At 69.9% G+C, this 11,900-nt stretch carries 14 protein-coding genes; 12 read left to right on the plus strand and 2 right to left on the minus strand.

Annotated elements, in window-relative coordinates; all coding sequences use genetic code 11:
- The first annotated feature begins 55 nt into the window (after nucleotides 1-55).
- Both APZ21_RS00465 and APZ21_RS00470 read left to right on the plus strand, forming a co-directional pair.
- Nucleotides 56-658, plus strand: coding sequence for a ClpP family protease (locus APZ21_RS00465; protein WP_054811199.1), 603 nt, complete (start codon nucleotides 56-58; stop codon nucleotides 656-658).
- The gene (locus tag APZ21_RS00470) at nucleotides 655-1,248 is read left to right on the plus strand and encodes a ClpP family protease (protein ID WP_054811200.1); all 594 of its coding nucleotides are present in this window, start codon (nucleotides 655-657) and stop codon (nucleotides 1,246-1,248) included. The genes APZ21_RS00465 and APZ21_RS00470 overlap by 4 nt, the downstream gene beginning before the upstream one ends.
- A 10-nt stretch (nucleotides 1,249-1,258) precedes the next feature.
- On the opposite strand, the gene APZ21_RS00475 is transcribed toward APZ21_RS00470, so the two are convergent.
- Nucleotides 1,259-1,627, minus strand: coding sequence for a helix-turn-helix domain-containing protein (locus tag APZ21_RS00475; protein ID WP_054811201.1), 369 nt, complete (start codon nucleotides 1,625-1,627; stop codon nucleotides 1,259-1,261).
- 87 nt (nucleotides 1,628-1,714) lie between these two features.
- Entirely contained in the window at nucleotides 1,715-2,287 is a 573-nt protein-coding gene (locus APZ21_RS34930) for an aggregation-promoting factor C-terminal-like domain-containing protein (protein ID WP_174553634.1), read from the minus strand.
- Nucleotides 2,288-2,473: 186 nt separating this feature from the next.
- Here APZ21_RS34930 and APZ21_RS00485 point away from each other — a divergent pair, with 186 nt between their 5' ends.
- From APZ21_RS00485 to APZ21_RS00530, 10 genes are all read left to right on the plus strand, one after another.
- Nucleotides 2,474-3,073, plus strand: coding sequence for a sulfite oxidase-like oxidoreductase (locus APZ21_RS00485; protein WP_054811202.1), 600 nt, complete (start codon nucleotides 2,474-2,476; stop codon nucleotides 3,071-3,073).
- A complete protein-coding gene (locus APZ21_RS00490; RefSeq protein ID WP_054811203.1) occupies nucleotides 3,043-3,780 on the plus strand; it encodes a ferredoxin reductase in 738 nt (245 codons plus the stop codon). Before APZ21_RS00485 ends, APZ21_RS00490 begins: the two co-directional genes overlap by 31 nt.
- 2 nt (nucleotides 3,781-3,782) lie before the next feature.
- Nucleotides 3,783-4,082, plus strand: a complete 300-nt coding sequence (locus APZ21_RS00495; RefSeq protein WP_054811248.1) for a DUF6510 family protein — start codon at nucleotides 3,783-3,785, stop codon at nucleotides 4,080-4,082.
- 364 nt (nucleotides 4,083-4,446) lie between these two features.
- On the plus strand, nucleotides 4,447-4,992 hold the full coding sequence (locus APZ21_RS00500) for an MSMEG_0572/Sll0783 family nitrogen starvation response protein (RefSeq protein WP_054811204.1): 546 nt from the start codon (nucleotides 4,447-4,449) through the stop codon (nucleotides 4,990-4,992).
- An 8-nt stretch (nucleotides 4,993-5,000) separates the two neighbouring features.
- Nucleotides 5,001-6,059 carry an MSMEG_0568 family radical SAM protein gene (locus APZ21_RS00505; RefSeq protein ID WP_054811205.1) on the plus strand — a complete coding sequence of 353 codons (1,059 nt, stop codon included), beginning with the start codon at nucleotides 5,001-5,003 and terminating at the stop codon, nucleotides 6,057-6,059.
- Between the two features lies 1 nt (nucleotide 6,060).
- Nucleotides 6,061-7,518, plus strand: a complete 1,458-nt coding sequence (locus APZ21_RS00510; RefSeq protein ID WP_082392705.1) for an MSMEG_0567/sll0787 family protein — start codon at nucleotides 6,061-6,063, stop codon at nucleotides 7,516-7,518.
- Complete coding sequence (locus APZ21_RS00515; protein ID WP_054811206.1) at nucleotides 7,515-8,444, plus strand: carbon-nitrogen hydrolase family protein; 930 nt, start codon at nucleotides 7,515-7,517, stop codon at nucleotides 8,442-8,444. Before APZ21_RS00510 ends, APZ21_RS00515 begins: the two co-directional genes overlap by 4 nt.
- On the plus strand, nucleotides 8,441-9,709 hold the full coding sequence (locus tag APZ21_RS00520) for an MSMEG_0569 family flavin-dependent oxidoreductase (protein ID WP_082392706.1): 1,269 nt from the start codon (nucleotides 8,441-8,443) through the stop codon (nucleotides 9,707-9,709). The genes APZ21_RS00515 and APZ21_RS00520 overlap by 4 nt, the downstream gene beginning before the upstream one ends.
- A gap of 13 nt (nucleotides 9,710-9,722) precedes the next feature.
- Nucleotides 9,723-10,574: a carbon-nitrogen hydrolase family protein gene (locus APZ21_RS00525; protein WP_054811207.1), complete on the plus strand. Its 852-nt coding sequence runs from the start codon at nucleotides 9,723-9,725 to the stop codon at nucleotides 10,572-10,574.
- The gene (locus APZ21_RS00530) at nucleotides 10,571-11,665 is read left to right on the plus strand and encodes an MSMEG_0565 family glycosyltransferase (RefSeq protein ID WP_054811208.1); all 1,095 of its coding nucleotides are present in this window, start codon (nucleotides 10,571-10,573) and stop codon (nucleotides 11,663-11,665) included. The genes APZ21_RS00525 and APZ21_RS00530 overlap by 4 nt, the downstream gene beginning before the upstream one ends.
- Nucleotides 11,666-11,900 lie beyond the last annotated feature (235 nt).

Below are 11,900 nucleotides of genomic sequence, written 5' to 3' on the forward strand. Positions count from 1 at the left end.
CCGCTCACGGCAGCGAAGCGCGCATTCGGCGCGGTGACCGGTGCACGGTGGAGGCATGGCTCACGACGACAAGACTCCGCTGTTCGGTTGGCGCGCACGGGAACAACTGCTCGGGCGTCGCATACTGGTGCTCGACGGTCCGCTCGATGACGACAACGGCACCCTGCTGACCACCCAACTGCTCACCCTGGCCGCCGAGGACCCGGAGGCGGGGATCGCGCTGTGGATCCATTCACCGGGCGGATCGGTGCCCGCGATGCTCGCCATCCGGGACGTCATGCGCCTGGTGCCGTGCCCGGTGTCCACGCTGGCGCTCGGATTGGCATGCAGCGCCGGGCAATTCCTGCTCTCCTCGGGGACCGGGGGCAAGCGGTTCGCGCTGCCGCATGCGCGCATCCTCATGCACCAGGGCTCGGCCGGAATCGGCGGCAGCACCGTCGATGTCGAGGTGCAGGCCGACGACCTGCGCTACACCGTCGACACCGTGCTCGGCATCATCGCCGAGGACACCGGTCAGCCATTCGACCGGATCTACGAGGACTCCCTGCACGACCGCTGGTTCACCGCGGCGCAGGCCCGCGAATACGGCTTCATCGACCACATCGTCGACTCTTTCGCCCAGATCGTGCCGCAGCGTCACCGGATCGGAATCTCATGAGCGCCTATACCATTCCCAATGTCATCGCCCAGCATCCGCGCGGCGGCGAGCGCATCACCGACATCTACTCACACCTGCTGGCCGAACGCATCGTCTACCTCGGCACGCCGATCGATTCGGGGGTGGCGAACGCGCTGATCGCGCAGCTGCTGCATCTGGAATCGGAGAGCGCGGAACAGGAGATCCAGCTCTACATCAATTGCGAGGGCGGCGATCTGTCCTCCATGCTGGCGGTCTACGACACCATCCAGCACATCGCGGCCCCCGTGCAGACCACCTGTGTCGGCCAGGCTATCGCGGTGGGCGCGGTCCTGCTCGCGGGCGGCGCGCCGGGCCGTCGGGCGCTGCTCCCGCACGCCAGAGTGGTGCTGCACCAACCCGCGGCCCGCGGACAGGGCGCCATACCGGATCTCATCATCCAGGCCGACGAATTGGTGCGCATGCGCGCGGAGATCGAATCGGTGCTGGCCCGCCACACCGGGCAGACGGTGCAGCGGTTGCGCCACGACACCGACCGGGACCGGGTCTTCACCGCGCACGCGGCCGTCGAATACGGGCTCGCCGACCGCGTGCTCGACCCGCGCGGCTGAGCCGCCGAGCTCAGGCCGCGAGCAGTACCGGATTCGGCGCGCCGAAGGCACGGGGTGCGGCGGGCCGCGCTGTCCGCCGCGCCCGCAGGTCGTCGGCCACCCGTTCGGTGAGGTCGCCGAGGGTGAGGCCGAACGCGCCCGCCAGCGCCGCGATCATCTCGCTGGAGGGTTCCTTGCGCCCGCGTTCCACCTCCGACAGGTACTGCGGCGAAATACCCGCCCGCCCAGCGGTTTCGGCGAGTGTCTCGTCGTGCGTGCCGCGCAATTGCCGCAGTTGCGCGCCAAGTGCCTCGCGCCACAACGGCTCCTGCGGTGTGCTCCGCGCGCGTTCTCGCTCGCGCCCGCCGGGAATCGCGTGCAATCGCGGATACTCGCTCATGTCCCGATGGTATGGGGCGCGGCCCGGCCACCCGGCCGGTTTACGCTCTGGGCGGAATCCGGTGCGCGGCGACCCGGCTCGCCGTGACTAGTACCAGTGGTTGCGTTGCCAGAAGGCCCACGCCTGGTCGGGTCCGCCGTAGCGGGCGACCATGTAGTCGTAGGTCCAGCGGATCTGGGTGAGCGGGTTGAATGCCCAGTCCCAGCCGTGGGTGAACATCTTGGCCGCGGGCAGCGCCTGGCCGAGTCCGTAGGCGCCGCTGGTCGGGTTGACGGCGAAGACGTTCCAGCCGCTCTCCCTGGTGATGACGGCGTCGAAGGCCGGGAACTGGTGCAGCGGAACGACAGTGAGGGCCAGACCGCGCAGGCCGTTGCGTGTCAGGAAGCCGGCGGAGTCGGTGCGCTGGAGGTCGGTCGCGGTCATCGGCTCCGCGTCCGCGGGCGGCGTCCCGGCCCGGGGGGCGTCGACCGGAGGGCCCGCCGTGGACGGGGGCTCGTTGGCCGGAATTCCCTTCTCGGGCAGTGGAGTTCCCGATTCGGGCCAGGGGATCTCGGTCACGACCGGGGACTGCGACGGCGCGGCTGTCGCGGTGGCGGCAAGCCAGACGCCGCCGAGTGCGGCGGCGCTGACGGTAATCGCGGTGAGCAGGAAACGCTTCATGCGAACGCTCCTTTCGCGAAAATCCATCTTCGAGCAAATTAATGGTTATCCAGAATGAGCCCCGAGTGGCACCGACGTTGTCACTACGAAATGCGGGTGAAACCGGGGCGTGATGGAAGAGTTTCACTTTGTCGGCAAACCGCGCGCGAAAGCCTCGGCGGGCTTAGTATGTCGAACATGCCGCCGATGAGTGTCTTCTCACCCGGGTTCCGGGGCCACGCGCGCCCCGCGGACGACCGGCTCCCGCCGGGGCAATACCTGACCGAGGACTTCCCGGTGCTTTCGGCGGGACCGACGCCGCGCGTCGACCTCGACACCTGGACCTTCACCATCGTCGACGAGACCGGCGGGCGGCACCGCTGGAGCTGGGCGGAATTCCTCGACCTGCCGCAGAGCGGCCCGCATGTCGACATCCACTGCGTGACCAGGTGGTCCAAGCTCGATACCGACTGGGTCGGTGTCTCGATGGACACGCTGCTCGAGGACGTACCGACCCAGGCCGATTACGCCTTGGCGGTGAGTTACGGCGGGTACACCACCAATGTGCCGCTGGAGGACCTCACCGACGGCAAGGCGTGGATCGTGCACCGCTTCGACGGTCGCGAACTGGCCCCCGAACACGGCGGCCCGGCCCGGCTGCTCATACCCCACCTGTACTTCTGGAAATCGGCCAAATGGGTCACCGAGCTGCGTCTGCTCGACGAGGACGAGCCCGGCTTCTGGGAGAACGCCGGTTATCACGAGTACGGAGACCCGTGGCGCGAGCAGCGGTATCAGGGCGACTGACCGGCTGGCGGGCGGCGGAACTGGTCGCGTCGCGCTTCGAGACGGCCGCCGCGCGCACGCTGACCCTGCGCGTGGCGCAGTGGCCGGGCCATCTGCCCGGGCAGCACGTGGACGTGCGCCTGACCGCCCCGGACGGCTACCGGGCCGAACGCAGCTACTCGATCGCCGCGCCCGCCGAGGACGACCTCATCGAGCTGACCGTGCAGCGGGTGCCCGACGGCGAGGTCTCCGGGTATCTGGTGGACGGACTCGAGGTGGGCGAGAGCATCGAGATCCGCGGTCCGGTGGGCGGCTGGTTCGTGTGGAATCCGGCGGACGGCGGCGCGGCGCTGCTGGTGGCGGGCGGTTCCGGTGTCGTGCCGATCATGTCCATGCTGCGCGCGCAGCGCCGCTGCGCCGTTCCCCCGCCGGTCAGGACGATCTATGCCATGCGCGATCCGGGGCAGCTGTACTACCGCGACGAGCTCACCGCGAATCCCGATCTGTTCCTGGCCTATTCGCGCGCCGCGCCGCCCGGTGACCCGCGTCCGCCCGCGCGCCTGAGCGCCGCGGAACTCCTCGAGCACGGCCTCGCCCCGTCGGCACAGGTGACCTGCTATGTCTGCGGGCCGACCGGATTCGTCGAATCCGTCGCGGCCGCACTGGTCAGCGTCGGGCACGAGTCCGCGCGCATCAGAACCGAACGTTTCGGCCCCGGTGGGAGATGACCATGCGTGAACAGCCCGCACCGTACCTCGCGGACGACAACCACGTCGACGGCAACGCGCTGGCCGGTCCGCTGTCGGAGATATTCGTCGGCGACGTGACGGTGTGCGCGTGCCGCTGCGGGGCGTGCGGTGCCGTCGCGCCGATTGCGCACGCCCTCGTCTATCCGCACGGTCCGGGCGCGGTGGCGCGGTGCGCCTCCTGCGCGGCGATCGTGCTGCGGCTGACGACGACTCCGTCGGGCCGCTGGTTCGATCTGGGCGAGGGTGCGTCGCTGTGCCTGCCCGTGCCGGACGGTTTCTGATCGAACCGCACTGTTTCGTGCCGGTAACTCGGCGTCGCGCGCGTGTGCGGGCCGTGTTACCGCCGCCGGGTGAAACGCCAGCTAAATGGTTAACCGGTGGCAACTCGTGTGTGTCGGGTATCGGCGACCCGCGGCCGATATGCGTACTGGAACTGTTCTAGCACAACAGATTTCGAACATCCCGGCATACGTCGACACGGTGAGTGTCCGGTAATGCCCAATTCGTCCCGATGTGACCAAACGGAAATGGCGGGGGCGTGAACTCTTATGCATCGGCTCGCGCGGACGCGCATCGGAGCCGGACATTTCCACCGCCACAGGCATCCATGCCGTCCGCATCGGCATTCGAACATCAGGAGCACTCATGGCCGCACCCACGACCTCGACGTCGGAGATCGACAAGCAGATCGAGGAGAACATCGCCAAATCCCTCGGCGAGATCCCGCATCCGGCGCTGCCCAAGGGCACCAATATCTACGGTTCGACCAAGATCTTCCCCGACTACCGGGCCGAGGCGGGCGAAACCTACTTCACCCTCGTGCACGGTATCGCGCACGAATCCTCGGTGAGCTTCGTGGCGATACTCCAGGCCACCCGCGCGCTGCGCAAGGGTTTCGATTCGGCGATCTACTTCTACGGGCCCGGCGCGATCAATTGCGTTGCCACCCGCGGCTTCCCGACCACCGGCGACAGCGGATTCCCCGGCGAGCAGAACATCAACCAGGCACTGGCCACCTTCATCGAGGAGGGCGGCAAGGTCTTCGCGTGCCGCTTCGGCCTTGCACTGCACGGCGCGCGCGAGGAGGACCTCATCGAAGGCGTCATCCCCGCGCATCCCCTCGACGTGCAGGACGCGCTGATCCATTACGCGCGCAAGGGCGCGATCATCAACTCGACCTACCAGATCTAGGCGCGACCATGACCGACCTGTCCACACGAGTAGATCTGGCGCTACTCGGAATTCGCGTCGAGGTGCCGGTGCAGCGCCGCTACGGAGCCGGACCGAGCGATGACGGTCATGTCCTGATCGGGGGTGACGGCGTTGCCATCCCCATCCGCTCCGACAGTCCGTACGAGATCCGCGCCGACCGGCTGCTGTTCGACGGCGCCGACGCCGGGGTCACGGTGCGGCCCGTGCGCCGACCGCGCTTCTATGACCTGAGCACCGCCGACGGCATCGCCTACGACAAGATCGCGAAACTGCACGGCGCCGACGTGCTGGCCACCACCGTGGTGCAGACCTGTATCCGCTACGGCGAGGAGCAGCGCTGCCGGTTCTGTTCCATCGAGGCGTCCCTGCGCGCGGGCAGCACCATCGCCGTCAAACGCCCCGATCAGCTCGCCGAGGTCGCCGCGGCCGCGGTGGCGCTCGACGGAGTGCGGCAGATGGTCATGACCACCGGCACCTCCGCGGCCGCCGACCGCGGTGCGCGTCATCTTGCCCGATGCGTGCGCGCCGTCAAGGCCGCGGTACCGGGACTGCCCGTCCAGGTACAGTGCGAACCACCCGGGGATCTGCGCACGATCTCCGAATTGCGCTCGGCGGGCGCGGATTCCATCGGCATCCACGTCGAGTCGCTCGACGACCGGGTGCGGGCGCGGTGGATGCCGGGCAAGGCGACGGTCCCGCTGGGCGAATACCGCGCGGCGTGGGCCGAGGCGGTGCGCGTATTCGGCCGCAACCAGGTCTCGACCTACCTGCTCGTCGGACTCGGCGAGGACCCGGAGGAGCTGGTCGCGGGCGCGATCGAACTCATCGAGATGGGCGTGTACCCGTTCGTTGTGCCGTTTCGCCCGCTCGCGGGCACCCTCGCCGTCGATGTCGACCGCGCCGAGGCCCCGCCCGCCGATCTGCTGGCCGATGTCAGCCGCCGGGTGGCGCGGGAACTGCGTCGCGCGGGCATGCTCGGCGCGGACCAGAAGGCGGGCTGCGCGGCCTGCGGGGCGTGCAGCGTCCTGCGCACGGCGGGAGGCTGACATGCGTCGCCACGCGCCCGCCGCGACCTGGGCCGACCATTCGGCTTCCGCGCCCGAGGCATCGCTGGACTACTGCGTGCTCGCCGGTCACCCGTATCCGGCCGCACCGGGATCGGGATTCCTCATCCGGGTCGCCGACACGCGGCTGCTGACCCGGTACCGGGCGCTGCGCCGCGAGAACTTCGTCCTCCGACAGGGCCTGTTCGCGGGCTCCGATCTCGACGACATCGACGACGACCCGCGCGCTCGCGTGCTGGTCGCCGTCACCCCCGAGGGCGACCTGCTCGGCGGGGTGCGCCTGGCGCCCGCGACCGAGCCCGATCTCGGCTGGTGGACCGGCAGCCGACTCGTCGTGGACTGCGGGGGCCGCACCCGCGGGGTCGGGCAGGCGCTGGTCCGCGCCGCCTGTGCCTTCGCGGAGACCGAGAACGTGCTGCGCTTCGAGGCGACGGTGCAGGCCAGATACGCCCCGATGTTCGGCAGGCTCGGCTGGACAGACCTGGGAGCGTGCGTATTCGGCGGTGTCGAACACCGTCGGATGCGCTGGCCGATCGACCGGATCGGCCGACTGGTCGAGGCCACCAAGGCCGTCCTGTCCGAAGCGCTGGCGCCATTGCGGGGACACGATTCGGCATTGGGCGGCAAAGGTTTCCGTGGCGACGACGGCGCGCCGGTGCCCGGCAGCGATCTGGTCGCCGCCTGCGACGCCATCATTCCCTCGATGGTCGAACGCGATCCCGAGTGGGCCGGATGGTGCGCGGCGCTGGTCAATCTCAACGATCTGTCCGCCATGGGCGCGCATCCGGTGGGCCTGCTCGACGCGGTGGGCGCGCCGACCCGCTCCCTGCTGACCCGGGTGCTGCGCGGTCTGGCCCGCGCCGCCGAGACCTGGGACGTTCCGGTGCTCGGCGGGCACACCCAGCTCGGGGTGCAAGCCGCGCTGTCGGTCACCGCGCTCGGCCGCACCGCGCGGCCGGTGCCGGGCGGCGGCGGGCAGGTCGGTGACGAGCTGCGCCTCACCGCCGACCTCGGCGGTGGGTGGCGTCCGGGATATGCCGGGCGGCAATGGGATTCGTCCTCCCATCGCAGCGGTTCGGAGCTGCGCGAACTCGGGGGGTTCGTGGCGCGCACCGCGCCGCGCGCGGCCAAGGACGTCAGCATGGCCGGACTCGCGGGCACGGCGGGCATGCTCGCCGAAGCGAGCGGAGTCGGGGCGGAACTGGAAGTGGCGCGGATTCCGCGTCCCTCCGGCGCCACGGTGGGCGACTGGCTCACCTGTTTCCCCGGCTTCGCGATGATCACCGCCGACCGGCCGGGCGCGTCCGCCGCCGCGGCCGGACCGGCCACCTCCGCGACCTGCGGAGCACTCACTTCGACACCGGGGGTCGGCCTGCGCTGGCCCGACGGGACGACAACGGTCGCGGTGCCCGGCGCCGTCACCGGATTGGGAGAATCATGAGCGAGCTCACGATATCCGTCGCCGCCGCGGAATTCGGCCGCGACATGGATACCTGCTACCGCACGGTCGAGGCGTTGATGGCACGCGCCCGCGACCGCGGCAGCGCGCTGCTGGTACTGCCCGAGGCGTGCCTTGGCGGCTATCTGCCCAGCCTCGGCGGGGGCGAGGAGAGCGAGGAGGCCAAGCGGCGCAGGTTGCGCAGCCTGCCGCCCGCGCTCGACCTCGACGGACCCGAACTGCGCCGCGTCATGTCGATGGCGGGTGATCTCGTGGTCACCCTCGGCTTCTGCGAGGCCGACGGCGAGACCCGCTACAACGCCGCGGTCACCCTCAGCGGTGACGGCATCCTCGGCTCCTACCGCAAGGTTCACCAGCCGCTCGGCGAAAACCTGTGCTACGCGGCAGGTTCGGCGTATCGGGCCTTCGATACGCCGATCGGCCGGATGGGTATGCAGATCTGCTACGACAAGGCGTTCCCGGAGGCCGCGCGCAGTCTCGCGCTGGACGGCGCGCAGATCATCACCTCGCTGTCGGCGTGGCCCACCGCGCGCACCGCCACCGTCGAACGCATGGAGGAGGACCGCTGGAAGCAGCGCTTCGACATCTACGACCGTGCCCGCGCGTTGGAGAACCAGGTGGTGTGGGTGGCCTCGAACCAGGCGGGTTCCTTCGGGTCGCTGCGATTCGTGTGCAGCGCGAAAATCGTCGGACCGGGCGGCGAGATACTGGCCGACACCGGTATCGAGCCCGGATTAGCCACCGCCACAGTGGATGTCGACCACGCCTTGGCCCAGGCTCGCGGCGGCGGCATGTACAACCTGCGCGACCGGCGGCCCGAACTGTACGGGCGTGTGGTGCAGTGCGACGGTGTGGTCGGCAGGCCGGAGACCCCCGCTCGGGTGCCCGCGCTCGGGAGCATCCGGTGACCGCCCCGAATTCCGATGCGGCCGTGGAACGTCGAGAGGTCGTCGTGATCGGCGGCGGCCAGGCCGGACTGTCGATGAGCTGGCATCTCACCGCGCGCGGCATCGATCACGTCGTCCTCGAACGCGATACCGTCGCGCACGAATGGCGCGATGCCCGCTGGGACAATTTCACACTGGTCACGCCGAACTGGCAATGCGCGCTGCCCGGATACGCCTACGCCGGACCCGACCCGGACGGCTTCATGTCCCGCGCCGAGGTGTACGACTGGGTGCGCGGCTACGCCGACACCTTCGGCGCGCCCGTGCGCGAACATGTGGAGGTGTGCGCGGTGACCCGTTCGCCCGAGGGCGGATTCGATGTCGACACGACCGCGGGGCCGCTGCACTGCGAACAGGTGGTGGTCGCAGTCGGCGGCTATCACATTCCGACGATCCCGCGCTTCGCCGAGAAGCTGCCCGCCGACGTGACCCAGCTGCATTCCGCCCGATATCGCAGCGCCGCGGCTCTTCCCGACGGCGGCGTGCTCGTGGTCGGCACCGGGCAGTCCGGCGCGCAGATCGCCGAGGACCTGCACATCGAGGGCCGCGCCGTGCACCTCGCGGCCGGTGACGCGCCGCGGGTGGCGCGCTTCTACCGCGGCCGCGACTGCGTGGCATGGCTGCACGATATGGGTCACTACGACATACCCATCCAGCAGCAACCCGGCGGACTCGGCAAGCGCGAGAACACCAATCACTACGTCACCGGCCGCGACGGCGGCCGCGATATCGACCTGCGCCGCTTCGCCCTGGAGGGAATGTCGCTGTACGGGCGAATGATTGACGCCGACGGCACGCGAGTGCGATTCGCCCCGACCCTGGAACGCTCGCTCGACGCCGCCGACGCCGTCGCCGAGGGCATCAAGGACAGTATCGACGCCTATATCGCCCGCTCGGGGATCGAGGCGCCGCCCGAACCCCGCTACCGACCGGTGTGGCGGCCCGAACGCGAGGTGACCGCCATCGACCTGGCCGAGGCCGCGATCTCCACCGTCATCTGGTCGGTCGGCTTCCGTACCGATTACCGGTGGCTGCGGGTCGGCGTCTTCGACGGCGCGGGACATCCCTGCCACAACCGCGGCGTCACCACCGTCGCCGGGCTGTATTTCCTCGGACTGCCCTGGTTGCACACCTGGGGATCGGGCCGTTTCGCCGCCATCGCGCGCGACGCCGAATACCTGGGCGAGCGAATCGCGGTCGGCGCCAAGGAAATCGCAGCCGCCTGAGAAGGGAACGCGGATGGCTCTGACCCGAATCGCCGCGGTCGCCGGACATTTCGGCGCCGATATCGGCCGCGCGCTGGACAAACTGTCCGGCATACTGGAACGGCTCGCCGCCGACGGGGTGGATCTGCTCGTCCTGCCGGACGCGACTCTCGGCGGCTATCTTGGCGATCTGCGCAATCCCGATCCGGCCAGTCTGCCCGAGGCCATCGACCCGGACGGGTCCGAGATCCGCATGCTGTGCCGGATGGCCGGGAACATGACGGTCTGCGTCGGATACGCCGAGGCGGACGGACCCCGCCGCTACAACGCCGCGGTCTGCCTGACCGGTGACGGAGTCCTCGGCCGTCACCGCAAGGTGCACCAGCCCGCGGGCGAGTATCTGGCCTACGCGGCGGGGGACCGTTTCACCGCCTTCGACACCCCGGTCGGCCGCCTGGGCATGCTCATCGACTACGACAAGACCTTCCCCGAGGCCGCGCGCACCCTCGCCCTGGACGGCGCGCGCACCATCGCGGCACTGTCGGCGTGGCCCGCCAGCGTCACCGATCGCGCCTCCCGAATGCCGAACGACCGGCAGTCACGGCTGTTCGACCTGTACGACCAGGCCCGTGCCGCGGAGAACCAGGTGGTGCTCGCCTCCTCCAATCAGACCGGTGTCACCGGCTCCCTGCGCTTCCTCGGACAGGCCAAAGTGGTCGGGCCCGGCGGCGACATCCTCGCCAAGACCTGGTCCAAGGGCGGTCTCGCGGTGGCCGACATCGATATCGGGGCCGAGGTGGACCGCGCGCGGCGGGTCCTGCGCCACCTCGATGAACGCCGCACCGAGGCGTATCACAATCTGTTGCGCGACAAGGCGGGCCGATGACGAGAATCGCACTACTGACCTATTCGACCAAACCGCGCGGCGGCGTGGTGCACACCCTGAATCTGGCCGAGGCGCTGGCCAGGGCGGGCGCGCGGGTCACGGTGGTCACCCTCGGACGGGGCGGCGACACCGCGTTCTTCCGCCCGGTCGATCCGGCGGTGCGGGTCGAGGTGGTGCCCTTCGCGGCGGTCGACAACGAATCGGTCGGCGCGCGGATCATGCGCTCCATCGCGGCCATGCGCGCCGAATTCCGCCCCGGCGACCACGACATCGTGCACGCGCAGGACTGCATCACCGCCAATGCGGTCGACCACTGCGTCCGCACCATCCACCACCTCGACGACTTCACCACCCCGGAACTGGCGCGCTGCCACGAACGGGCGATCGTGAAACCGTACGCGCGCATCTGCGTCTCGCGGTCGGTAGCCGAAGCGGTCCGCGCCCGTTGGGGTTTCGCGCCCACCGTCATCCCCAACGGCGTCGAATACGAACGCTTCGCCCGCGCCGCGGGACCCGAGGGCGAAGGGGCGCGGCGGCGGTGGCGTGATCGTCTCGGCCGTTATGTGCTCGCGGTCGGCGGAATCGAACCGCGCAAGGGCAGCATCGATCTGCTCGAGGCGTTCGCGCTGCTGGACGAACCCGGTCTGCGGCTGGTCGTCGCGGGCGGGGAGACCCTGTTCGACTACCGCGACTACCGCGCCCGATTCGATTCGCGCGCGGCCGAACTCGGCGTGGAGGTGACCGTGCTCGGCGCCGTCGCGCACGACGAACTGCCCGCGCTCGTGGCGGGTGCGGCGGTGCTGCCGTTCTTTTCGACCAGGGAGGGGTTCGGGTTGGCGGCGCTGGAGGCGCTGGCGGCCGGAGTGCCCGTGGCGGCGCGGGATCTGCCGGTCCTGCGCGAGGTGTTCGGCACGGCGGTGACCTACGCGAACACCCACGCCGAGATGGCCGCACGGCTGGCGGGGGCCCTGCGCGCCGACCCCGCGCGGACCCGACGCGGTCGAATCGTGGCCCGCGGATACGACTGGGATCGCGCCGCACGAGCCCACTTGCGGTTCTACGCCGAGGCAGGCCGGCCGGTCACCGTGTGAGCCGAGCCACAGCTATCGGACAGCGATCATGTTTTGGTAACGATCCCTCGCGACGAGCGCGGGCGGCGGCCGTGGACCGGTGCGCCGAAGTCTCGATACAGCCGCGGAATCGGGTATTCGTCCCGCATCGGCGCCGGTTCCGACGCGGTTCCGCCGGGATTGCACCGGAGTTGACCGGGAGTACGCTCGACCCGGGCTCTGCTCGCTGACGCTCGGAGGCGCTCGCTGGTCGGGG

It is taken from the genome of Nocardia arizonensis, assembly GCF_001310275.1.
Classification (GTDB): domain Bacteria; phylum Actinomycetota; class Actinomycetes; order Mycobacteriales; family Mycobacteriaceae; genus Nocardia; species Nocardia arizonensis.

Excerpts from the sequence above, each read along its gene's own strand:
- APZ21_RS00465 (WP_054811199.1), top strand. The coding sequence starts at position 56 with ATGGCTCACGACGACAAGACTCCGCTGTTCGGTTGGCGCGCACGGGAA.
- APZ21_RS00470 (WP_054811200.1), top strand. The coding sequence starts at position 655 with ATGAGCGCCTATACCATTCCCAATGTCATCGCCCAGCATCCGCGCGGC.
- APZ21_RS00475 (WP_054811201.1), bottom strand. The coding sequence starts at position 1,627 with ATGAGCGAGTATCCGCGATTGCACGCGATTCCCGGCGGGCGCGAGCGA.
- APZ21_RS34930 (WP_174553634.1), bottom strand. The coding sequence starts at position 2,287 with ATGAAGCGTTTCCTGCTCACCGCGATTACCGTCAGCGCCGCCGCACTC.
- APZ21_RS00485 (WP_054811202.1), top strand. The coding sequence starts at position 2,474 with ATGAGTGTCTTCTCACCCGGGTTCCGGGGCCACGCGCGCCCCGCGGAC.
- APZ21_RS00495 (WP_054811248.1), top strand. The coding sequence starts at position 3,783 with ATGCGTGAACAGCCCGCACCGTACCTCGCGGACGACAACCACGTCGAC.
- APZ21_RS00500 (WP_054811204.1), top strand. The coding sequence starts at position 4,447 with ATGGCCGCACCCACGACCTCGACGTCGGAGATCGACAAGCAGATCGAG.
- APZ21_RS00505 (WP_054811205.1), top strand. The coding sequence starts at position 5,001 with ATGACCGACCTGTCCACACGAGTAGATCTGGCGCTACTCGGAATTCGC.
- APZ21_RS00510 (WP_082392705.1), top strand. The coding sequence starts at position 6,061 with ATGCGTCGCCACGCGCCCGCCGCGACCTGGGCCGACCATTCGGCTTCC.
- APZ21_RS00515 (WP_054811206.1), top strand. The coding sequence starts at position 7,515 with ATGAGCGAGCTCACGATATCCGTCGCCGCCGCGGAATTCGGCCGCGAC.
- APZ21_RS00525 (WP_054811207.1), top strand. The coding sequence starts at position 9,723 with ATGGCTCTGACCCGAATCGCCGCGGTCGCCGGACATTTCGGCGCCGAT.
- APZ21_RS00530 (WP_054811208.1), top strand. The coding sequence starts at position 10,571 with ATGACGAGAATCGCACTACTGACCTATTCGACCAAACCGCGCGGCGGC.